A 21,116-nucleotide genomic window follows, 5' to 3' on the forward strand; every position below is an offset into this window, starting at 1 on the left:
TTACGCCGCAGAGGCCGCATGCAAAAATTCATTGCGGCAGTATCGATTATCACGCCGATCGATATCACTCCAGGAACTTCAAGTCCGAAGGCGCCTCCTGCTTCAGCGTCTGCACCGTCTCCAGCAGCTTGCCGCTGCGCGGATCGCGGCGCATGACCACGATCTGGTTGCTCTTCTGGTTGGCCACCAGCAAGAAGTTGTCACTCGGGTCGAGGGCAAACTCGCGCGGGTGATCGCCTTCTACCGACCGCCGCTGCAGAAGCGTCAGCTGGCCATCGTCCTTGCCCACACTGAACACCACGATCTGGTTCGCCGTGCCGCGGTTGCTGACATACAGGAAGCGCCCGTCGGCCGACAGGTGCAGCCCCCCCGCCGCCTTGGCTGCCGCATCCGGCTGTTCGGTCAGCGGCAAGCGCTGGCGCGGGAGCAGCGCAGCGTCCTTGACGTCGAACATCACCACTTCGCCGCTCATTTCCAGCGTCAGGTAGGCATGCCGGCCCTTGGCGTCGAACAGCAAATGACGGGGTCCACTGCCCGGCGGCAAGTCCACCGAAGCAGGGCTTGCCGGGCTCAATGGCTTGTCCACGCTGGCACCGTCATAGCTGTAGATGAACACCTTGTCTGCGCCCAGGTCGCAGGCGTAGACATGCTGGCCGTTGGGCGACAGTACCAGCGAATGCACGTGAGCACCGGCCTGGCGCTCGGGGTTGACGCCGCTGGGCTTGTGCCGCAACTGCTGTACCAGCGGCTTGAGCTTGCCGTCCTTGGCCACCGGGATCACCACCAGGCTGCCACCGGGGTCGGGTGCAACTGCATAGTTGGCCACGAACAGGTAACGCTGGTCACGGCTGAGGCTGGCGTGAGTTGGCTCGTCGCCCTTGGTGGTCACCTGGTTGAGGGGCTTGATCTCGCCCTTGGTGCTGACGCTGAAACTGCTGGCGTGACCACCGGGGGTTTCATTGACCGTGAACAGCTGACGCTGATCGGCCGACAGCACCAGCCACGACGGGCTGACGCTCTTCACCACCTGCTGCGGCACGGGGTCGATATGGCCGGTTTTTTCGTCGAACTGGTAACGGTAGATACCCTGGCTGGCGCCATCGGTGTAGCTACCGACCAGCAAGGTGGCGGCATGGGCGTTGAAAGTCAGGCTCATCAGGCTAGCGGTCAGCAGGCTGGTCCAGATCCGGTTCATCTTGGTCTTCATCCGGGGCACGAAAGGCACTCATACAGACTAGCCGATGCTCGCCATTGGCATCGTCGAGCTGCCATTCATCACCGTTGGCGATGGCGGCGGCGACTTGTTCAGAGGTGAAAGACCAGCGGCGCAGTTGACGGCCGTCCATGCATTCGATGGTCAGGCCGGTTTCGTCGCTGGTGAAGTCGAAGGCATGCAGGCCGTCGATCAGGAGCATGTCGCAAGACTGCAGGGCGGTGGCGAGGGGGGACATGGAGGTACCAATTTGAAATGAGCCGGCATTATAGCCTTGGGGCTGCTTTGCAGCCCATTCGCAGCACAAGGCTGCTCCTACAGCAGATCGCGAACGCCCTGGCAGGAGCAGCCTTGTGCTGCGAATGGGCCGCACAGCGGCCCCCTGCGATTCAATGGGCGAAAATCGATCCCCCTTCCTTGCCCACCATCTTCTCAGGCTTGATCAGGAACCGCGCCAGCGCCGGCAACAACCACAGCGCACCAAACATGTTCCACAACAGCATGAAGGTCAGCATCAGCCCCATGTCCGCCTGGAACTTGATCGCCGAGAAGATCCAGGTGCACACCCCGATGGCCAGGCACAACCCGGTGAACAACACCGCCTTGCCGGTCGAGCGCAGGGTTTCGTAATAGGCCTCCTGCAACGGCAGCCCGGCACGCAGGAAGCTTTCCAGACGGCTGTAGATGTAGATGCCATAGTCCACGCCAATGCCCACCCCCAGCGCCACCACCGGCAAGGTCGCCACCTTCACCCCGATCCCCATGTAAGCCATCAGTGCGTTGCCCAGCACCGAGGTCAGCACCAGCGGCAGCACGATGCACAAGGTGGCGGCAAACGAACGGAAGGTGATCAGGCACATCACCGCCACGCAGATATACACCAGGATCAGGATGGTCAGCTCGGCCGACTTGATCACTTCGTTGGTCGCTGCTTCGATCCCGGCGTTGCCCGCCGCCAGCAGGAACTGCAGGCCTTCCTTGTTATGGCTGTCGGCAAACGCCTTGGCCGCAGCAGTGACCCGCTCCAGGGTTTCGGCCTTGTGGTCGTTGAGGAACACCAGCACCGGCGCCAGCGAGCAGTCGCCGTTGTACAGGCCGTCGGCGCGGGCAATGGAGTTGTTGAGGATATCGGGGTTGCGCGACAGGGTTTCCCATTTCAGGTTGCCCTCGTTCATACCCTTGATCACCTGCTTGGACACAGTCACCAGGGAAATTGCCGACTGCACGCCGGGCGTGTTCTGCATGGTCCACATCAGCTCGTCGATCGGCGCCATGGTCGCATGCACCGAGCACTGCTCGGACGGGGTCTTGACCATGATTACCAACACATCTGAGCTGGTCGAGTAGTTGCTGATGATGAAGTTGTTGTCCTGGTTGTAGCGCGAGTCTGGGCGCAGCTCTGGCGCGCCCTGGTCGAGGTCGCCGATTTTCAGGTTCTGGCTGTACCACAGGCCACCGGCAAAGGCGACCAGCGCCAGCACCACGGACACCGGTGCCACCTTGGCGCTGGCGAAGTTCGACAGCAGGCGCCAGAACGGGTGCTCGCGGGTCGCGTCCTTCTTGCTGCGCTCGACCGCCTTCTTGCTGATCCCGACATAGGAGATGGCCACCGGCAACAGGATCAGGTTGGTGAACACGATCACCGCCACGCCGATAGAGGCGCCGATCGCCAGTTCGCGAATCACCCCGATGTCGATGATCAGCAGGGTGATGAAGCCCACCGCATCGGCGAGGATGGCAATCATCCCCGGCAGGAACAGCTGACGGAAGGTACGCCGCGCTGCCGTAAGCGCATTGTCGGCGCCGCTCGACTGCAGGGCGATGCCATTGATTTTCTGCACCCCGTGGGAAATACCGATGGCGAAAATCAGGAACGGCACCAGCATCGAGTACGGGTCCAGGCCAAAGCCCACCGCATGCATCATCCCCAGCTGCCAGACCACCGCTACCAGGGTGGTGATGAGCACGGCGATGGTGCTGCGGATACACCAGGTGAACCAGTACAACAGTACACAGGTAATGGCCAGGGCGACGCCGAAGAACATCGCCACCATCACCAGGCCATCGATCAGGTCACCGACCTTCTTGGCGAAGCCGACGATGTGCACTTTCACATTGGGGTTTTGCGCCTGGAACTTGTCGCGGATCTTTTCTTCGAGCAGGTGCGAGAACTGCTGGTAGTCCAGCTTCACCTGCTTGCCCGGGTCCTGCGGGTCGGGGTAGCTCTCCAGCAGCGGCACGTCGACGATGCTGGACTTGAAGTTGTTGCCCACCAAGCGCCCAACCTGGCCGGACTTGAGCACGTTGTCACGCAAAGTGTCGAGGCTGTCCTGCGAGCCGTTGTAGGTGTTGGGGATCACCTCGCCACCGGAAAAGCCCTCTTCGGTGACCTCGCTCCAGCGCACGCTGGGGCTCCACAGTGACTTCAGCCCGGCGCGGTCGACGCCCGGTATGTAGAACACCTCGTCATGGATCTGCCGCAGGGTCTCCATGTAGTCCTTGTCGAAGATGTCGCCATTCACCGCTTCCACCGAGATGCGCACGGTGTTGCCAAGGTTGGCCAGGTCGTTGCGGTGCTCCATCATCTGCTCGATGAACGGGTGCTGCAGCGGGATCATCTTCTCGAAGCTGGTGGAGGGGCGAATCTGCGTGGCCTGCCAGAACAGGAAAATGCTGACCAGCACGCACAGGGCGATGACCACGGGGCGGTTGTTGAAGATCAGGCGTTCGAGCAGTGTGGCCTTGTCCTGGTGGTGCGGCTGCATGCTGATGCTCTCCCTGCTGGTCATGGACGCACCTGCGCGGCAGGCTGGTCCGCACCTTCGGCGCTGGCCAGGTGTACACCACCCTGTCCCACCAGCAGCAGGCCACCGTCGGCCAGGCCGCTGACGCCGGCCAGGGCAATGCGGTCGGCGCGGTTGTAGACGCTGAAGGTGTGGCCGTCGTCGCTGCTGCGCAGCACGCTGCCGCCATTGCCGACCAGCACCAGGTTGCCATTATCGAGAAGCGTAGCGCTTGCCAGGCCGAATTCGAGCGCGCCGCGCGCGGCCTTCAGCTCGATAGGCTGCCAGCTGTCGCCGAAGTCGGTGGAACGGAACAGGTTGCCGCGCAGACCGTAGGCCAGCAGGGTGTGTGCCTGGGCAGTGCCGATCACGCCGAACAGCGAGCCCTCGTAGGGACCCTGGACCTTGGCCCAGGTTTGACCGTTGTCGGCGGAGCGGAACATGCCACCCTGCTCGCCAACGATGAACAGCCCGGCGTCACGCACCCGGGCGATGCCGTTGAGGTGCAGCTGGTCGGGGTTGTCCAGGCGCTCGGCCGCGTCCTGCCAGTGCTGGCCGCCGTCAGTGGTTTCCAGCAAGGCGCCGTAGGCACCCACGGCAAAACCGTGCTGGGCGTCAAGGAAGGTGATGTCGAGCAAGGGTGCTTCGCGGGCAAGGTCTTCGAACTGCTTGCTCCAGGTGGCGCCACCGTCGCTGCTGGCGAGGATTTGCGCGTCATGGCCGACCGCCCAACCGCGCTTGTCGTCGAAAAAGAACACGGCGGTGAGCAGTTGCCGGGTGGGTACCCGGGCCTGGGTCCAGGTGCTGCCCTGGTCATCGGAGAACAGGATGTGGCCGCGATCCCCCACCACCACCAGGCGTTTGCCGGCATGGGTGGCGCCGATCAGCAGGCTTTGGCTGGCCTTGGCCGATTCGGTGGAGTATTCGTCGGCTGCGGCGGCCTGGGCGCTGTCGGCCCATACCCCCAATGCCAGCGCCAGCGCTGCGCTGGCGGCCAATGGCCAGGCACCACGCCTGGTCTGCGTCATCACCCGCTGCTTCATGACCATCCCCTGTTGTGTTGTTCTTGTTGGGTCTGTGCTGTGAAAAGCCTGTGTTAGAGGCTTGGGGGGATCGTATCGGGGAAGGTTGCGCGATTACAACGCGCGGGACGTTATGTTTTGTTAACCGGAAAAAACCGGGGCCGCTGTGCGGCCCATCGCCGGCAAGCGCGGCTCCCACAGGAATACCACAACCTTCAAGCCTGTGATTATCTTGTGGGCTCCCACAGGACTATCACAACCTTCGGCGCTTGTGATTATCTTGTGGGAGCCGCGCTTGCCGGCGATGGGCTGCACAGCAGCCCCGGTTTCTAGCAGGCTTACGCCAGGCTCTTGCTCACCACTTCATAGACATCGCTGGACAGCTCGCCAGACGCGAGAATCCGCTCCAGCTCGCCTTTCATCAGGCCCTGACGCGCAGCGTCATACTTGCGCCAGCGGGTCAGCGGCGCCAGTTGACGCGAGGCAATCTGCGGGTTCAGCGCATTCAGCTCGATCACCAGGTCGGCCAGGAAGCGATACCCCGAGCCATCCGCCGCATGGAAGTTGACCAGGTTCTGCCCGGCAAACGCACCGACCAGCGCACGCACCTTGTTCGGGTTCTTCAGGGTGAACGCCGGGTGCTGCATCAGCGCCTTGACCCGCGCCAGCCCGCCCGGCAGCGTGCTGGCCGCCTGCACGCTGAACCACTGGTCCATCACCAGCGGGTTGTCCTTGAAGTGCTCGGCAAAGGCTTCCAGCGCCTTGGCCCGCTCGGCTTCGAACGGCGAGTTGACCAGCACCGCCAGCGCGGTAAGGCGCTCGGTCATGTTGTCGCAGTGCTCGAACTGCTCCAGGGTCGCCTCCAGCACCTGCGGCTTGCCGCTCTGCATCAGGTACGACAGCGCGATGTTCTGCAGGCTGCGGCGGGCGAAGTGCTCGGCCGAGGCCACGTAGGCAGTGCCGCGCGACACCTCACGATGGGCCTGGTAGCGCGCCCACAGGGCGTCGAACAACTGTGCGGCGATCTGCTTGCGGGCGAACTCGCGGGCATTGTGGATGGCATCCACGTCGGCCACCTGGCTGATTTCGGTCAGGTAGGCCTCACCCGGCAGCGAGAGCATTTCCGCGACCATGGCCGGGTCCAGCGATTCATTGCCCAGCACAGTGCCCAAGGCCTTGATCAGCCGCTGGTCGAGCTGCAGCGCTTCACCGCGCTGGTGCTGGCCGATCAGTTCCTGCAACACCTGCACCGACAGCTGTTGGCCCGCTTCCCAGCGGTTGAAACCGTCGCTGTCATGCTGCATCAGGAACATCAGCTGATCGCGGTCGTAAGGGAAGCTGAGCTTGACCGGGGCGCTGAAGCCGCGCAGCAGCGACGGCAGCGGCTTGGCCTTGAGGCCATGGAAGGTGAAGGTCTGCTCGGCCTCGGTCACCGACAGCACGCGGCTGCTACCCTGGGCAGCGGTTTCGCCAGCCAGTTGCAGCGGCAGGTCATTGCCTGCGGCATCCAGCAGACCCAGTTCCACGGGAATCACGAACGGCAGCTTCTGCGCCTTGTCCGGAGTCTGCGGGCAGCTCTGGCGGAAGGTCAGGCTGTAGGTCTGCGCGGCGGCATCATAGGCTTCACTGACGTCCAGGCGGGGGGTGCCAGCCTGGCTGTACCAGCGCTTGAACTGGGTGAAGTCGACGCCATTGGCGTCTTCCATGGCCTTGATGAAGTCGTCGGTGGTCACCGCCTGGCCATCGTGGCGCTCAAAATACAGGTCGCTGCCCTTGCGGAAGCCATCGGCACCCAGCAGGGTACGTACCATGCGCACCACTTCGGCGCCCTTCTCGTACACGGTCAGGGTGTAGAAGTTGGAGATCTCGATGAAGCTGTCCGGGCGCACCGGGTGGGCCATGGGGCCGGCGTCTTCGGCAAACTGATGGGTGCGCAGGTAGGCCACGTCCTCGATCCGCTTGACCGTGCGCGAGTTCATGTCGGCGCTGAACTCGGCATCGCGGAACACCGTGAAGCCTTCCTTCAGCGACAGCTGGAACCAGTCGCGGCAAGTAACCCGGTTACCCGACCAGTTGTGGAAGTACTCGTGCGCGACCACACCTTCGACGCGCTGGTGCGCGGCATCGGTAGCGGTTTCGGCGCGGGCCAGCACACAGCTGGAGTTGAAGATGTTCAGGCCCTTGTTTTCCATGGCGCCCATGTTGAAGTCATTGACCGCGACGATCATGAAGATGTCCAGGTCGTACTCACGGCCATAGACTTCTTCGTCCCAGCGCATGGACTTCTTAAGGCTGACCATGGCGTGGTCGCACTTGTCGAGGTTCTCGGGCTCGACGTAGATGCGCAGCATCACATCACGGCCTGACTGACGCGTGAAGTTGTCCTCGACGCACCACAGGTCACCGGCCACCAGCGCGAACAGGTAGGCTGGCTTCTTGAACGGGTCTTCCCAGGTTGCCCAGTGGCGGCCATCCTCGGCCGGCCCGCTGCCCGTCGGGTTGCCGTTCGACAGCAGGACCGGGTAGCGATGCTGCTCGGCGATCACCGTGGTGGTGAAGGTGCTCATCACGTCCGGGCGGTCGAGGTAGTAGGTGATCTTGCGGAAGCCCTCGGCCTCACACTGGGTGCAGAACATCTTGCCGGACTTGTACAGGCCTTCCAGCGCGGTATTGCTTTCAGGGTGGATCTTCACACTGGTATCGAGGGTGAAGTTCGCGGCCTTGGGGTGCAGGGTCAGGCTGTCGGCTTCGAGCCGGTAGTCGCCCGGCTGCAGTTCCTGGTCATCCAGGGCCGCGCGCTGCAGCTCCAGCTGCTGGCCATCCAGCACCAGTGGCGGCAGGCCGGCCCCGCGCTCGGGGTTGCGGCGCATGACCAGTTGCGCATGGACCAGGGTGTGGTCCTCGAACAGTTCGAAGGTCAGGTGCGTCTCGTCGATCAGGTACTCGGGCGCCTGGTAGTCCTTGAGGTAGATCACTTGCGGTTGTTCGGTACGCATGTGCAGGTCCTTTTTACTGGAGCACGGCCAACTGGTAGGCCGTGTACTTGCGAATATTGATCACACCGGTATCGAAGATCAGGTACTGGCCCTTGATACCCATCAGCGTACCTTCAACCACTGGGTTCTTGTCCAGGTTATGGCTGACGATCTTGGTCGGGTAGGCCTCGACCGGGTAGCGCATCTGCACCACTTCGGCGTCGGCCAGCGGCTGGATGGCCTGCAGCCCGAAGCGTCCCTGCAGCTCGCGCAGGCCGTCGGCGCAGGCATCGAAGATCTGGTCGCGGATGGCCGGCAGGTCCAGCACCTCGGCGTCGCTCTTGAGCAGCGTGCGCCAATTGGTGCGGTCTGGCACCTGGCTGCGCAGGATATCCTCGACCAGCCCGGATTGCTGGCGGGTGGCCACGCGCATGATCGGCAGGGCCTGGCTGGCACCCTGGTCGAGCCAGCGGGTGGGCAGCTGGGTGGCGCGGGTGATGCCGACCTTGATGCCCGACGAGTTGGCCAGGTAGACCACGTGATCGGTCATGCAGAACTGTTCGCCCCACGACGGTTCGCGGCAGGTGCCGGCGTCATAGTGGCATTTTTCCGGGGCCATGATGCACACATCGCACTGGGCCAGCTTGGTCATGCACGGGTAGCAGTATCCCTGGCTGAAGCTGGTCTTGGTGCGCTTGCCGCAATGGCTGCAGTGAATGGCGCCAAGGTATTCCAGGCGCAGGCGCTGGCCAATCAGCGGGTTGACCGGCACCTGCGTGTCATCCAGGCGAAAGCTGTACTGCACCACCGGTGCCTGCAGGCTTACCGTCATCTTGCTCAAAGAGCCACGAGCGAGTTCGATCAATGTACCGAGTCCGACTTGAACAGAATATTGGCGATCGGCGCCGACTTGGAGGCGCATTCCTGCGGGCCCATGTAGCCGGTGCGCTGGTCTTCGGGCAGGTTTTTCATCTCCCAGGCAATAACGGCCTGCAGCGACAGTTCTTTCTGCTCGGCGGTGAGCTTGCGGCCATCCGACCATTTACCGATTTCCACGGCCAGTTTCAGGCTCTCGTAGATATCCGGGGTGATGTTTTCGATCATTTGCGCGAAAGTGGACATAGTGTCTCCTGATTCAAGCCGACAGTTTACGCCGGGCCAGCGCCCCGCCCAAGAGCCCGGTCAGGCATCCGATGAGCAACCCGCCGACATGCGCGGCGTTGGCGATCTGGCCCAGGCCCAGGGTGCCGACCACGCCGGTCAGGCACACCACGAGCCAGATCAGCATCATCACCAGCACACCCTTGGGCAGGTTGAAGTAACGGTTGGGGGCAAGCCACTGGTATAGCCAGATGTGCCCGAGCAGGCCGTACAGCACGCCGGACAGGCCACCGAACAGGCTCGGCCCGCTGGTGTAGTGCTGGGCCAGGTTGGACACCAGGCTGAACAGCAGAGTCAGGCCCAGCAGCATCCACGGGCCCTGGCGCAGTTCGATGCGTTTGCCCAGTTCCCAGTACCACAGGCTGTTCATGGCCAGGTGCAGCACGCCGAAGTGCAGCAGCATGGGCGACACCAGGCGCCACCACTGGCCTTGATCCAGGCTTTGTGCCAGCGAGGTGAAGTACAGGTAGTCGCCCTGCACGCGGAAGTCGAGGAAGGTGAACCAGCTGATGGTGGTGAAGTTGTCGCCCAGGCTGGTCAGGCCGGCGACGATGAAGCACAGCAGCAGGGTCAGGGTGGTGATTTTGCAGGCTTTGGCCTGGGCTGCCAGGGAAGGTTGCGTGGGGCCATTAGCGGGTAAACCCGCTCCTGCGGGGTCATCGGTTGCCGGGATATCGGCGTTACCCTCCGGGAAGCGCTGGTAGAGTTCGCGGACGTCTTCGGCCAGGGTATCGGGGGCCCAGAGCACCTGGACCTCGCCCTCTTCACTGACCCGGTGCGGCACCTGCAGGCGCTGCAGCAGGTGGACGAAGCCGCTGAGGTCGACCGACAGCGGCAGGCGCATCACTTCGATAATGTTCATTGGTTGGCCTGTGGGCGGTCGACGTCGACCCAGACGAACTTGTGCGGGTCGATGCGGGTTTCATCATCCAGCCGGTACGCAACCATTTTGCCGTAGAGCACGGCGCTGTAGTCCAGGCAGGCCAGGTTGGGGCGGATGGGCGCGGGATGGCCGCTGCGCCAGTAGTGGCCGACAAACAGCAACGGCTCGTCTTCGCCATAGCGCAGCAGGGCGTTCTTCTGGCTGTGGCTGAGCGGTGCACTGGCCACCGCTTCGGGCAGGGCATCGGGCTGGAACACGATGTCGCCGTAAGTTTGCGGGTCTTCTTCCCAGAACTTGGTGCGGAAAAAGGCGCGGGTCAGGCCATCGCCGCCGGTCAGGGTCAGGCCGTCGGGCAGGCGCATGTCGGTGCCGCGCAGCAGGCGGTTGCACACGGTGGCGGCGAAGCTGTTGCTTACCGCCGAGGCCTGGATGAAATGCTGGTCGATACGCCCATCGGGGTATTGCTGGCGCAGCGGCTCGATCAGCCGTGGGTCCCAGCAGGCATGCACCAGGCGGAAGCGCCCGGCGTCGATGAACAGCGGCAGCTGGTAGAACCAGTTGACGAAGTCGTGCCAGTCGCCCGGGTGTTGGGCGAACTGGGTGAGGGTTTCGTCTATCAGCCGGGCATGGCGTGGCGTATGTTCACGCACGTATTCCTTGCCGCTGCCGGGCAGCGCCGGGGTCACCCAGCCGAGGGCGTTGTATTCGTGGTTGCCCATGATGCAGAACGCCTGCCCCGCCTCGACCATGTCGTGGACGATGTGCAGCGCCTCGCGGATGCGTGGGCCGCGGTCGACGATGTCGCCAAGGAACAGCGCCTGGCGCCTCGGGTGGCGCCATACGCCGGCTACACGCTTGTATCCGAGGGCGTCGAGCAGGCGTTCGAGGGTGAGTGCACAGCCGTGCACGTCACCGATGATGTCGAAACTTCGCGCCGGATCGAGCATCAGTCGTCCCTGCTCCCCAGGCGGCTGCCCCAACCGAGCTTGGTGCGGCAGACCTCGTAGTAATTGTGGTCCAGCGGGTGGATCAGCCGCAGTTTCTGCGGTTTCTTGCTGACCGTGATGGTATCGCCGGGGGCGCAGGTGAAGTGGTTCTGGCCGTCACAGGACACCTGCGGGTAGATCTGCAGGTCCTTGGACACCACGATCTTGAGCTCGCTGTTGCCGTCGACCACGATCGGCCGGCCCGACAAGGTGTGCGGGTACATCGGCACGATGACGATGGCATCGAGCTTGGGGTGCATGATCGGGCCGCCAGCCGACAGCGCATAGGCGGTCGAGCCAGTGGGGGTGGCGACGATCAGGCCGTCGGCCTTCTGGCTGCAGACGAACTGGCCGTCGATATAGATCTCGAACTCGATCATGCGTGTGGACTTGCCCGGGTGCAGCACCACATCGTTCAGCGCATCGCCCTGGCCGATGGCTTCGTGATGGCGACGCACCTCGGCCTGCAGCAGGAAGCGGTTTTCCACCAGGTAGTGGCCGTCGAGCACTTCGGCGACCTTTTCTTCCAGTTCGTCGGGGCGGATGTCGGTAAGGAAGCCCAGGTTGCCACGGTTGATACCCAGCACCGGAATGTTGTGCCGGGCCAGGGCGCGCGCGGCGCCCAGCAGGCTGCCGTCGCCGCCGACGACGATGACCAGGTCGCAGACTTCACCCAGCAGCTTGCGGGTGGAGGTTTGCAGGCCGTGACCGGGCAGCACTTCGGCGATGGTGTCCTCGAGGATCACGTGCAAGTGGCGGTCGAGGAGGAATTTTTTCAGTCGGCGAATGGTGTCGAGCACCTGCGAGCTGCCAAGGCGACCGATGATACCGATATTGCGAAATTGCTCCATGGGGCTCCTGCGAGGCTCTGCGGCGGGTGACGATGCGCCGATTATGGGCGAAACCACCGGGCAGCGGCAAACCGGCTATGCTCGCAGCATGACGCCATTCGCCCAGATCGACGACCTGCCCCGGCAACTGCAGCGCCCCGCCGTGCGCGACCTGGCCTGGGCGCTGCTGTCGCCGCCCTTGCTCAGTGCCCCGCCCTGCCCCCAGCGCCACCCATTGGCAGGCAGCCTTTGGGCGGATCAACCGCGCCAGCTTGAAGACTGGCTGCGAGCGCTGGATGCCGACGATCGCCCTTTGCAGGACTGGCTGGCGAAATTGGGTAGCGGGCGCCTGGGGCACTATTACGAACGGCTGTGGCAGTTTGCCCTGGGCCAGGCGCCGGGCATCGAACTGCTGGCGGCCAACCTGGCGATCCGCGACGGCGGGCACACCCTGGGTGAGCTGGACGTGGTGCTGCGCGACCGCGACGGGGTGCACCATCTGGAACTGGCCATCAAGCTGTATCTGGGGCCGGAAGGCTCCGGACACGACCCCTGCACCTGGCTGGGGCCGGGCTGCCATGACCGGCTGGGGATCAAGCTTGGGCACCTGGCGAAGCACCAGTTGCCGATGTCGGCGGGGGCACACAGCCGCGTTCTGCTGGCCCGGCTTGGGGTTGGCCAGGTGCAGGCACATGCCTGGCTGGGCGGCTACCTGTTTTATCCATGGGCCGGACATGCCGAGCCGCCGGCGGGTGCCAACCCGCAGCATCTGCGCGGGCGTTGGCTGCGGCGGCGGGACTGGGTCATGGCTGAGGGTGAGCGCTGGCAGCCACTGCAAAGGCATGCCTGGCTGGCGCCGGCGCGGGTAGAAGCGGGTGAGTGCTGGCAGGCAGAACAGTTTGCGGCCTGGCTGCATGTGTTGGCACGGCAGGCGCCGGCGCAGTTGCTGGTGCGGCTGAAGCCGGATCCCGACGGTACCTGGCAGGAGGCAGAGCGGGTGTTTCTGGTGGCTGACAGCTGGCCATTTTTGCCCGAGGCATGATGTTGCCTGTACCGGCCCTATCGCCGGCAAGCCAGCTCCCACAGGTACTGCGCAGGCCTCGGGCTCAACGCCGTACCTGTGGGAGCTGGCTTGCCGGCGATGGGGCCAGCACAGACAACACAGTTTTCACAGACCCAGCGCAATGATCTGTTCCCGGTAACCCTTAAAGTGGTACCTGAGCGCCAACAAGAGCGCCATCCCGACCTGATGACGAGGAACGACCATGGTTTCATCCACCCCCGCGACCCATTACGCGCGCCTGTCGATTGCCCTGCACTGGCTGATGCTGGTGCTGCTGGCAGCCGTCTACGCCTGCATCGAACTGCGCGGCCTGTTCCCCAAGGACAGCGCTGAACGCAACCTGATGAAAGACCTGCATTTCATGCTCGGGCTCAGCGTGTTCGTGCTGGTCTGGCTACGCCTGGCCGTGCGCCTCAGCCGCCCGACCCCGCCGATCCTGCCCAAGCCACCGGCCTGGCAGACCGGCCTGGCGCACCTGATGCATCTGGCGCTGTACCTGATGATGATCGGCTTGCCGCTGGCCGGCTGGCTGATCCTCAGCGCCGCCGACAAGCCGGTGCCGTTCTACGGCCTGGAGCTGCCGCACCTGATCGGCGCGGACCCGGACCAGGCCAAGTTCATCAAAGGCTGGCATGAACGTATCGGCAGTTGGGGCTACTGGCTGATCGGCCTGCATGCACTGGCAGGGCTGTATCACCACTATGTGCAGCGCGACAACACGCTGCTGCGCATGCTGCCTTACAAGTAGCCGCGCCGACCCTGCAGGCCACCGGTATGCACGAAGATCAGGCGAGTGCCGGGCGCGAACAGCCCGGCCTCGACCTGTTCGCGCAGCGCCATCAGCGCCTTGCCAGTGTAGAGTGCTTCGAGAGGTACGCCGGTGTGCTGCTCGCAGTGGGCGACGAAGGCTAGCAGCTCATCGTCGAACGTGCCGAAGCCACCCCGGCAAGCATCGTGCAGCTGGTAGCCTTGTCCGCCTGCCAGTGCCGCCACCGTTTCCGCCACGCCATGATCCCTGGGTACGGCCAATGCGCCATGCACGGTGTGCGCACCCGCCTCGGCCATTACCAGCCCGGCCAAGGTGGTACCTGTACCGGCAGCCAGCCACCAGCTGTCATAGTCCGACCAGCCCAATGTCGCGATTTGTGAGCGCGCCTGCTGCAGGATCAGTGCACAGCCTTGGGCACCGGCCAGCCCGCCGCCGCCTTCGGGGATGCAATGCCAACCGGGGTAGTGTGCCTGCCAGGGCTCCCAGAACCCTGGTTCGTTGCGTGCGCGATAGCCGCCATAGCCAAGCCAGTGCAGCTCCATGCCCAGCGCCTGCAGGTCGCGCACCGTGGGCGTGTCCTGGGCGTGGCCGCGCAGCAGGCCGGCGGTGGCAAAGCCGAAGCGCTTGCCGGCGGCGGCAAGCGCGTGCAGGTGGTTGGAATGGTTGCCGCCGAGGCTGATCAAGCCCGGGGCTTTGCTGTTGCCAGCTTGCTGCAGATGATGGCGAAGCTTGAACCACTTGTTGCCGCTGATCAGCGGGTCGATCAGGTCCAGGCGGAGGATCGCGGCTTCAACCCCGCCGTGTTGCAGCCAATGCAGGCTCAGGGGTTGCAGGGGGGCTGGGGGAAGCTCGAGTGCATGCATGCATCGCAGTTTACAGGGAAATCGGGTCGCTTTGCGCCCATCCCCGACAGGCCAGTTCCCACAGGCCTGAAAAGCTACGCGGTACCTGTGGGAGCTGGCTTGCCGGCGATGGGCCGCATAGCGGCCCCGGCATCCTCAAAGCTCAGCCGCCAGTCTCGACCCTTGATTGATCGCCCGCTTGGCATCCAGTTCGGCCGCCACATCAGCCCCGCCTATCAAGTGCACCGACTGCCCCTGCGCCACCAGCCCTTCCTGCAGTTCGCGCAAGGGATCCTGCCCGGCGCAGATCACCACGTTGTCCACCGGCAGCACCTGCGGCTCGCCGTCCGCCACGCGAATATGCAAGCCGGCGTCGTCAATACCCAGGTATTCGACACTGCTCAGCATCTGCACCCGCTTGTTCTTCAGCCCGGTCCGGTGAATCCAGCCGGTGGTCTTGCCCAGGCCATCACCCACCTTGGATTTCTTGCGCTGCAGCAGGAATACCTGACGCGCCGGGGCATGCGGCTCGGCCTTGATCCCGGCCACACCACCGCGCGCTTCAAGATGGCGATCGATGCCCCACTCCTTCCAGAACGCATCACGGTCCTGGCTGGTGGCCACGCCCTGGTGTACCAGGTACTCGGAAACGTCAAAACCGATGCCGCCCGCACCAATCACCGCAACCGCCTTGCCCACCGGCTTGCGCTCGAGCAGCACATCCAGGTAGCTCAGCACCTTGGCATGCTCGACCCCGGGAATGGCCGGGATGCGTGGGGCGATACCGGTGGCCAGGATGATCTCGTCAAAGCCACCGTCTACCAGCGCCTGGACGTCGACACGGGTATTCAGGCGCAGGTTCACGCCCGTGCTGGCCACCTTGTTGCGGAAGTAACGCAGCGTTTCATTGAATTCCTCCTTGCCCGGCACGCGCTTGGCCACGTTGAACTGCCCGCCGATTTCGCTGGCGGCGTCAAACAGGGTCACCGTGTGGCCACGCTCGGCCGCCACCGTGGCCGCAGCCAGGCCGGCCGGGCCTGCGCCGACCACGGCAATACGCTTCACCTGCCGCACAGGCAGGTAGTTGAGTTCGGTTTCATGGCAGGCACGCGGGTTGACCAGGCAGCTGGTCAGCTTGCCGCCGAAGGTGTGATCCAGACAGGCCTGGTTGCAGCCGATGCAGGTGTTGATGTCATCAGCCCGGCCGGCGGCCGCCTTGTTGACGAAATCCGGGTCGGCCAGGAACGGCCGAGCCATCGAAACCATGTCCGCATCACCCTCGGCCAGCACCGCCTCGGCCACCTCGGGGGTGTTGATGCGGTTGGTGGTGATCAACGGAATGCTCACCACGCCGCGCAGCTTGGCGGTAACTTTGCTGAACGCCGCGCGCGGCACCTTGGTGGCGATGGTCGGGATACGCGCTTCGTGCCAGCCGATGCCGGTGTTGATCAGGGTCGCGCCAGCCTGCTCGATGGCCTTGGCCAGCAGCTCGATCTCGTCCCAGGTGCTGCCCCCCTCCACCAGGTCGAGCATCGACAGGCGGAAGATGATGATGAAATTCGGCCCCACCGCGCCACGCACCCGGCTGACGATCTCGACCGCCAGGCGCATGCGGTTCGCATAACTGCCGCCCCAGCGATCGGTACGGTGATTGGTATGGGCAGCGAGGAACTGGTTGATGAAGTAGCCTTCCGAACCCATGATCTCGACGCCGTCATACCCCGCGCGCTGGGCCAGCACCGCGCAATTGACGAAGTCGGCGATCTGCTTCTCGATGCCCGCTTCGTCCAGTTCCTTGGGCTTGAACGGGTTGATCGGTGCCTGGAGCGCACTGGGCGCCACTTGGCGCGGGCTGTAGGCATACCGCCCGGCATGCAGGATCTGCAGGCAGATCTTGCCATCGGCAGCATGTACCGCCTCGGTGACAATGCGGTGCTTGTCGGCCTCTTCTTCGGTGCTGAGCTTGGCCGCACCGGAGTACACCCCACCCTCATCGTTGGGCGCGATACCACCGGTCACCATCAGGCCGACGCCACCACGGGCGCGCTCGGCAAAATACGCCGCCATGCGCTCGAAACCACCGGGGCGTTCTTCCAGGCCGGTATGCATCGAGCCCATGAGCGTACGGTTACGCAAGGTGGTGAAGCCCAGGTCCAGCGGTGCGAGCAGGTGCGGGTAGCGGTCGGCGGCCATGGAAAGGTCCCCAGGTGGCGTGATCACGGAATGCGGGTGCCTCACCGGGCCCCGTCGATTGTCTGTCAGCGACATTAAACAGCCGTTTGAATCTGCTCAATGATCTTAACTCACAAGTTCATGACCCTATCGAACAGCTGGTCGCGCAATTGTGCCGGTGGGGTATCCTTGGTGGCGTCGATAGCAGGTTATGAACAAATGACCTTCCGCTGGCAGACGGTTTGCTCGTACCCTTGTCACGGTTTCAACTGAAATAGACACGGTTCAATGCGAAAACTCCTGGCAAGCGCCTTGGCGCTGGTGATGATCGCCGCCCTTTGCGGCTACGGCTTCTGGACCCAGCAGCGCCCGGAAGGCCACTACCTGTCCGACCTGCGCATCGAGCTGGCACTCAACCATGGGGTGCCAGGTGAGCGCGGCAACCTGCTGGGCGTCGAGCCACTGCTCTACCCCAGTGATTACCAGAACCTGCAGCGCCTGCACCGCAAGCTGGCCGCTTACCTGGAGCAGGCGCGTGCCCACGGGCTGGTCAGCCCACGCACAGTGGTGGTGCTGCCGGAGCACATCGGCACCTGGCTGTGGGCGCGCGGTGAGAAAAACGAGCTTTACCAGGTGACACAAAGCCGCGAGGCCCTGCAATGGCTGGAGCTGAGCAACCCGCTGCGCTACGGCCTGGCCATGCTCGGCAGCGACGGCGACGACTGGCGCGCCGATGCGCACCTGCGCATGAAGGCCGAACAGATGGCGGCGGACTACCAGCAACTGTTCGGCGGCCTGGCCAAGGAGTTCGGCGTTACCTTGGTAGCCGGCTCCATCGTGCTGCCTGCGCCCTATGTGAAACACGGCGTACTGCATGCCGGCCGTGGCCCGCTGTTCAACAGCAGCGTGGTGTTTGCCGGTGACGGCTCGCTGCTGGGCGAGCCCCAGCGCCAGCAGTTCCCCGACAGCGAAATGCGCCGCTACGTTCACGATGGCCGCCAGCACCCGTTGCAGGTCGTGCAAACCCCTGCCGGGCGCCTGGGCGTGCTGGTGGGCAGCGACAGCTGGTACCCGCAGAACCACCAACAGCTGGCACAGCAGTCGGTACAGCTGATTGCCAACCCGGTGTTCCTGACCGGCAAGGGCAGCTGGGACGCGCCGTGGCGTGGCAATCGTCATCAGCAGGCCAGCAACGGGCTTGCCTTGCAGCGCGGCGAAGTCAGCGAGCGCACCGCCTGGCAACGCCTGACCGAGGCAGCCGGAGCCAGCGTCAGCAGCATCAGCGTGTTCATGCGGGGGCAGTTCTGGGAACAGGCCGGTGATGGCCAGGGCTTTGCACGCCAGTCGGGTGAGTTGCTGGCGGGTACGCCAAGCCCCGGCGCCCGCCTGCTGAACCTGTGGTTGTAGGCCCATGCCCCGCCCCCGCGTGCGCCTGGGCGACCTGTCGGTCGGCTTTGTCCAGCCGCTGAGCGAAGCCCTGCTCCAGCTGGGCCATGACCCCGAGCCGCTGCTGCGCCGCTATGGCCTGGACGCGGCACGCCTGGGTACAGCGGGCGCGCGCTTGTCGATCCCCCGCTACATGCACCTGGGCCACGCCGCCATCGAACTGTGCGGGGAGCCTGCGCTGGGCCTGTACATGGGGCGCCTGAGCCGCCTGGCGCATGCCGGCCTGGCCGGGGTCACTGCGGCCCAGGCGCCCACCCTGGGCGAGGCGGCGCGTACCCTGCTGCGCTTCGAGCCGCTGTATGCGGCCAACTACCGTGGGCACTCCAGCTTCCATGAAGATGCCCACGGTGCCTGGCTGCGCTTCTACTCCATCAGCCCTTACAACGCCTACAACCGCTTTGTGGTCGACTCGCTGCTGGCTGGCTGGCTGGCACAACTTGCGGACCTGGCCGGTACGCCGGTGCACGCCGAACGCCTGGAAATAGAATTCGCCGCGCCCGCCTATGTTGCCAGTTACCAGCCCCTGTGCAGCTCACCCGTGCAGTTCAATGCCGACGGCAACCAGCTACGCCTGAGCCAGACTACGCTGCAGCTGGCCAACCCACGGCATTGCCCGAGCACCTGGCAGCACCTGCTTCAACTTTGCGAGGGCGAGTTGCAGCAGCGCACACGGGTGCGCAGCCTGGGTGAGCGCATCACGCACCTGCTTGGCCCGCTGCTGCATGGTGGCCGTGAACCGGACCTGGAAGAAGTGGCGCTGCACCTGCAACTGCCGACCTGGACGCTACGCCGCAGGCTGGCCGAGGAAGGCACGCGGTTTCGCGACTTGCTCAGCGAAACACGGCGCGACCTCGCCGAAACCTACATCCGCGATACGGAGCTGGCCTTCGGCGAAATTGCCTATCTGTTGGGGTTTGCGTCGGCGGAGGCCTTCCAGCGCGCGTTCAAGCGCTGGACGGGCCTTACGCCGGGGGAGTTCCGCCGCAGCCAGCGGCGGGCGGGCTAAAGCTCAGTGGCGTCGTCAGCCGGTTCCGGGGTGTCCAGTTCGTAAGCCTGGGTTTCGAGTAGTTCTTCCTGGTATTCATCCATGGCCCTGCGTCCTCTTGCTCATTTTATCTTGGTCGGTATCGCCTTCAACCTAAGCAGGTAGGGTGAAGAAATGATGACAAGCTTATGAGTGGTAAACGTAGCAGGTGTTCCGGAAGTTATCGCCGCGCGTCTGTTACAGAAGTTGTGTACGTTCCGCACCGGTCGATCAAAGAGAGGGGGAAGCGGCTTCGGCAGGCTGCGCGTCTTGCTGTACCTGAATCGGCGCCGCATCCGCGGGCGGTACCACAGGCTGCGAGCCTTGGCTGTCATCCACTACTGGCGCCGCTACCGCCTCAGGCACCGGTGCCGCTTCAGGGGCTGGGGCTGGAGCCGGAGCGGGAGCTGGAGCTGGAGCTGGAGCTGGAGCTGGAGCCGCAACAGCCTGCTCGGGCAGGCCGAGGGTCACGGTCGGCTTTTCGGCCTTGGGCGCCTCGGCCTTGGGCTTGTCCACTTTCTTCGGCTTGGGCAGGTAGCTCTCCACCAAAGCGAAATAGCGGTCATAGAACTGCGCCGCCGTCACCGTCTCGCTGGCCACCTTGACCATCGAGTCGTCACTGGAGCCGATCGGCATCGACACCGAACCGAGCACCCCCACACCCAGGCTGGCAGAGGTGTTGGACTTTTTCAGCGCGTAGCGATCCTGCAGGGCGTTGGCGAACATGGTCGAGCGCTGCTCGTCACTCGCGTCCGGTGCGCAGGTGACGTTGAAGCTGATCTGCAGGTGATTGTCGCTGTTCTGCTGAAAGCTCTTGTTACCCACCACCTGGTTGGCGCCGCTGTTGGTGATGATGTAGCCCTGGCTGAGCAAGGCACGCCGGGCGGCCTCGCAAGAGCCGGCGTCGCTCACCGGAAAGCTGCGCGAGTAGGTGCCCGAGTCATCGAAGTTCTCGTGCTCGTAGACGGCGGCCTTTTTCGAAGAGCAACCGCTCACCCCCGCCAGCACCAGGGCCAGCCCGAGCGCACCAAAGACGGAAGATCTGGTCATTGCGAATTCCGGGTATGTCGAGAAGGTGCCTATTGTGCAACACAGCAGGCAGGCACAGGAACCGCTGGTCGGTGAAGAACCTGTCAGGTTGGTGTAAATCCGGGTAAAGACAGAGGATCGCCAGGTGCAGAAACGAAAAAAGCGACCCGAAGGTCGCTTTTTTCGTAGCTTCAAGGCGTTCAAGGGGCCTTGAGGCGAAGATGGCGCAGCGGACGGGACTCGAACCCGCGACCCCCGGCGTGACAGGCCGGTATTCTAACCGACTGAACTACCGCTGCGTATCATTCAGGCTTGCGCCCGATTGAAACCTGGGTCTACCCTTCCGGCGCAGTGGCCTCAGGGCAGGCACAAAAAAAGCGATGACGTGATCGCTTCCTCTGTGTGTGCTTCAAGGTGTTCTAGGGACCTTGAAACGAAGATGGCGCAGCGGACGGGACTCGAACCCGCGACCCCCGGCGTGACAGGCCGGTATTCTAACCGACTGAACTACCGCTGCGTATCGTTCAGGCTTGCGCCCGATTGAAACTGGGATCAGCCAAAGGCAATTTGCCTTGTGGCTTCAGACCGGTGCCAGGCACCCATCTGTTACTTGAAAATGGCGCAGCGGACGGGACTCGAACCCGCGACCCCCGGCGTGACAGGCCGGTATTCTAACCGACTGAACTACCGCTGCGCAGTGCATTCCTCTCCGGCATTCAGCTTCTTGCGAAACCGTTTGCACCAGGAACTCTCAGGAAGTGGTGGGTGATGACGGGATCGAACCGCCGACCCTCTGCTTGTAAGGCAGATGCTCTCCCGGCTGAGCTAATCACCCCGCGATGTTGCTTGTTGCGTTTGCTTCGCTGAGGCCGCGAAATTTACGCAGGTGGCGAAGCTAAGTCAATAGCCCCATTGAAT

General features: G+C 63.9%; 17 protein-coding genes and 4 tRNA genes. 4 read left to right on the plus strand and 17 right to left on the minus strand.

From position 1 onward, the window contains the following. Positions 1-64: 64 nt before the first annotated feature. From AC5O5I_RS20220 to AC5O5I_RS20265, 10 genes are all read right to left on the minus strand, one after another. Positions 65-1,195: a lactonase family protein gene (locus AC5O5I_RS20220; RefSeq protein WP_494511442.1), complete on the minus strand. Its 1,131-nt coding sequence runs from the start codon at positions 1,193-1,195 to the stop codon at positions 65-67. Then, positions 1,161-1,451: a DUF5629 family protein gene (locus AC5O5I_RS20225; protein ID WP_172218561.1), complete on the minus strand. Its 291-nt coding sequence runs from the start codon at positions 1,449-1,451 to the stop codon at positions 1,161-1,163. The genes AC5O5I_RS20220 and AC5O5I_RS20225 overlap by 35 nt, the downstream gene beginning before the upstream one ends. A 151-nt stretch (positions 1,452-1,602) precedes the next feature. Beyond that, the gene (locus tag AC5O5I_RS20230) at positions 1,603-4,002 is read right to left on the minus strand and encodes an efflux RND transporter permease subunit (RefSeq protein ID WP_494511443.1); all 2,400 of its coding nucleotides are present in this window, start codon (positions 4,000-4,002) and stop codon (positions 1,603-1,605) included. Beyond that, a complete protein-coding gene (locus tag AC5O5I_RS20235) occupies positions 3,999-5,024 on the minus strand; it encodes a WD40/YVTN/BNR-like repeat-containing protein (RefSeq protein ID WP_494511444.1) in 1,026 nt (341 codons plus the stop codon). Before AC5O5I_RS20235 ends, AC5O5I_RS20230 begins: the two co-directional genes overlap by 4 nt. 332 nt (positions 5,025-5,356) lie before the next feature. Further along, positions 5,357-8,014, minus strand: coding sequence for an aminopeptidase N (gene pepN / locus AC5O5I_RS20240; RefSeq protein ID WP_494511445.1), 2,658 nt, complete (start codon positions 8,012-8,014; stop codon positions 5,357-5,359). A 13-nt stretch (positions 8,015-8,027) separates the two neighbouring features. Beyond that, positions 8,028-8,858, minus strand: coding sequence for a DUF2797 domain-containing protein (locus AC5O5I_RS20245; RefSeq protein ID WP_172218567.1), 831 nt, complete (start codon positions 8,856-8,858; stop codon positions 8,028-8,030). Continuing rightward, positions 8,855-9,115, minus strand: coding sequence for a YeaC family protein (locus tag AC5O5I_RS20250; protein ID WP_172218569.1), 261 nt, complete (start codon positions 9,113-9,115; stop codon positions 8,855-8,857). Before AC5O5I_RS20250 ends, AC5O5I_RS20245 begins: the two co-directional genes overlap by 4 nt. 13 nt (positions 9,116-9,128) lie before the next feature. Then, positions 9,129-10,016, minus strand: a complete 888-nt coding sequence (locus AC5O5I_RS20255) for a rhomboid family intramembrane serine protease (protein WP_172218571.1) — start codon at positions 10,014-10,016, stop codon at positions 9,129-9,131. Then, the gene (locus AC5O5I_RS20260) at positions 10,013-10,984 is read right to left on the minus strand and encodes a metallophosphoesterase (RefSeq protein ID WP_172218573.1); all 972 of its coding nucleotides are present in this window, start codon (positions 10,982-10,984) and stop codon (positions 10,013-10,015) included. The genes AC5O5I_RS20255 and AC5O5I_RS20260 overlap by 4 nt, the downstream gene beginning before the upstream one ends. Further along, positions 10,984-11,874 (minus strand): NAD(+) kinase, encoded by an 891-nt coding sequence (locus AC5O5I_RS20265; RefSeq protein ID WP_016485536.1) that lies wholly within the window; start codon positions 11,872-11,874, stop codon positions 10,984-10,986. The genes AC5O5I_RS20260 and AC5O5I_RS20265 overlap by 1 nt, the downstream gene beginning before the upstream one ends. Between AC5O5I_RS20265 and AC5O5I_RS20270 the strand changes: the two genes are divergently transcribed. Beyond that, positions 11,873-12,895, plus strand: a complete 1,023-nt coding sequence (locus AC5O5I_RS20270; protein ID WP_494511446.1) for a DUF1853 family protein — start codon at positions 11,873-11,875, stop codon at positions 12,893-12,895. The two genes, AC5O5I_RS20265 and AC5O5I_RS20270, sit on opposite strands and share 2 nt — an antisense overlap. Before the next feature lie 223 nt (positions 12,896-13,118). Next, the gene (locus AC5O5I_RS20275) at positions 13,119-13,664 is read left to right on the plus strand and encodes a cytochrome b (RefSeq protein WP_172287434.1); all 546 of its coding nucleotides are present in this window, start codon (positions 13,119-13,121) and stop codon (positions 13,662-13,664) included. Here the strand turns inward: AC5O5I_RS20275 and AC5O5I_RS20280 are convergent. Both AC5O5I_RS20280 and AC5O5I_RS20285 read right to left on the minus strand, forming a co-directional pair. Next, positions 13,655-14,548 (minus strand): 1-aminocyclopropane-1-carboxylate deaminase/D-cysteine desulfhydrase, encoded by an 894-nt coding sequence (locus tag AC5O5I_RS20280; protein ID WP_494511447.1) that lies wholly within the window; start codon positions 14,546-14,548, stop codon positions 13,655-13,657. The genes AC5O5I_RS20275 and AC5O5I_RS20280 overlap by 10 nt on opposite strands. A gap of 135 nt (positions 14,549-14,683) precedes the next feature. Continuing rightward, positions 14,684-16,720, minus strand: coding sequence for an NADPH-dependent 2,4-dienoyl-CoA reductase (locus AC5O5I_RS20285; RefSeq protein ID WP_172218576.1), 2,037 nt, complete (start codon positions 16,718-16,720; stop codon positions 14,684-14,686). A gap of 267 nt (positions 16,721-16,987) precedes the next feature. Between AC5O5I_RS20285 and AC5O5I_RS20290 the strand changes: the two genes are divergently transcribed. Further along, positions 16,988-18,106 carry a nitrilase-related carbon-nitrogen hydrolase gene (locus AC5O5I_RS20290; protein ID WP_172218577.1) on the plus strand — a complete coding sequence of 373 codons (1,119 nt, stop codon included), beginning with the start codon at positions 16,988-16,990 and terminating at the stop codon, positions 18,104-18,106. Positions 18,107-18,110: 4 nt separating this feature from the next. Continuing rightward, on the plus strand, positions 18,111-19,151 hold the full coding sequence (locus tag AC5O5I_RS20295; RefSeq protein ID WP_494511448.1) for an AraC family transcriptional regulator: 1,041 nt from the start codon (positions 18,111-18,113) through the stop codon (positions 19,149-19,151). Between the two features lie 249 nt (positions 19,152-19,400). On the opposite strand, the gene AC5O5I_RS20300 is transcribed toward AC5O5I_RS20295, so the two are convergent. From AC5O5I_RS20300 to AC5O5I_RS20320, 5 genes are all read right to left on the minus strand, one after another. Then, entirely contained in the window at positions 19,401-20,219 is an 819-nt protein-coding gene (locus AC5O5I_RS20300) for a DUF2242 domain-containing protein (protein ID WP_494511449.1), read from the minus strand. Between the two features lie 201 nt (positions 20,220-20,420). Then, positions 20,421-20,497: transfer RNA gene (locus AC5O5I_RS20305), tRNA-Asp, on the minus strand. A 141-nt stretch (positions 20,498-20,638) separates the two neighbouring features. After that, positions 20,639-20,715, minus strand: a tRNA-Asp gene (locus AC5O5I_RS20310). 100 nt (positions 20,716-20,815) lie between these two features. Next, a tRNA-Asp gene (locus tag AC5O5I_RS20315) sits at positions 20,816-20,892 on the minus strand. Positions 20,893-20,957: 65 nt separating this feature from the next. Further along, positions 20,958-21,033: transfer RNA gene (locus AC5O5I_RS20320), tRNA-Val, on the minus strand. Between the last annotated feature and the right edge of the window lie 83 nt (positions 21,034-21,116).

The organism is Pseudomonas sp. 9_2_1 (genome assembly GCF_059295275.1).

What these genes read in the sequence shown, in the direction of transcription:
- AC5O5I_RS20290 (WP_172218577.1), top strand. Translation starts at nt 16,988, where the DNA reads ATGCGAAAACTCCTGGCAAGCGCCTTGGCGCTGGTGATGATCGCCGCC.
- pepN (WP_494511445.1), bottom strand. Translation starts at nt 8,014, where the DNA reads ATGCGTACCGAACAACCGCAAGTGATCTACCTCAAGGACTACCAGGCG.
- AC5O5I_RS20230 (WP_494511443.1), bottom strand. Translation starts at nt 4,002, where the DNA reads ATGACCAGCAGGGAGAGCATCAGCATGCAGCCGCACCACCAGGACAAG.
- AC5O5I_RS20255 (WP_172218571.1), bottom strand. Translation starts at nt 10,016, where the DNA reads ATGAACATTATCGAAGTGATGCGCCTGCCGCTGTCGGTCGACCTCAGC.
- AC5O5I_RS20220 (WP_494511442.1), bottom strand. Translation starts at nt 1,195, where the DNA reads ATGAACCGGATCTGGACCAGCCTGCTGACCGCTAGCCTGATGAGCCTG.
- AC5O5I_RS20275 (WP_172287434.1), top strand. Translation starts at nt 13,119, where the DNA reads ATGGTTTCATCCACCCCCGCGACCCATTACGCGCGCCTGTCGATTGCC.
- AC5O5I_RS20235 (WP_494511444.1), bottom strand. Translation starts at nt 5,024, where the DNA reads ATGACGCAGACCAGGCGTGGTGCCTGGCCATTGGCCGCCAGCGCAGCG.
- AC5O5I_RS20260 (WP_172218573.1), bottom strand. Translation starts at nt 10,984, where the DNA reads ATGCTCGATCCGGCGCGAAGTTTCGACATCATCGGTGACGTGCACGGC.
- AC5O5I_RS20225 (WP_172218561.1), bottom strand. Translation starts at nt 1,451, where the DNA reads ATGTCCCCCCTCGCCACCGCCCTGCAGTCTTGCGACATGCTCCTGATC.
- AC5O5I_RS20265 (WP_016485536.1), bottom strand. Translation starts at nt 11,874, where the DNA reads ATGGAGCAATTTCGCAATATCGGTATCATCGGTCGCCTTGGCAGCTCG.
- AC5O5I_RS20295 (WP_494511448.1), top strand. Translation starts at nt 18,111, where the DNA reads ATGCCCCGCCCCCGCGTGCGCCTGGGCGACCTGTCGGTCGGCTTTGTC.
- AC5O5I_RS20300 (WP_494511449.1), bottom strand. Translation starts at nt 20,219, where the DNA reads ATGACCAGATCTTCCGTCTTTGGTGCGCTCGGGCTGGCCCTGGTGCTG.
- AC5O5I_RS20250 (WP_172218569.1), bottom strand. Translation starts at nt 9,115, where the DNA reads ATGTCCACTTTCGCGCAAATGATCGAAAACATCACCCCGGATATCTAC.
- AC5O5I_RS20285 (WP_172218576.1), bottom strand. Translation starts at nt 16,720, where the DNA reads ATGGCCGCCGACCGCTACCCGCACCTGCTCGCACCGCTGGACCTGGGC.
- AC5O5I_RS20270 (WP_494511446.1), top strand. Translation starts at nt 11,873, where the DNA reads ATGGGGCTCCTGCGAGGCTCTGCGGCGGGTGACGATGCGCCGATTATG.
- AC5O5I_RS20280 (WP_494511447.1), bottom strand. Translation starts at nt 14,548, where the DNA reads ATGCATGCACTCGAGCTTCCCCCAGCCCCCCTGCAACCCCTGAGCCTG.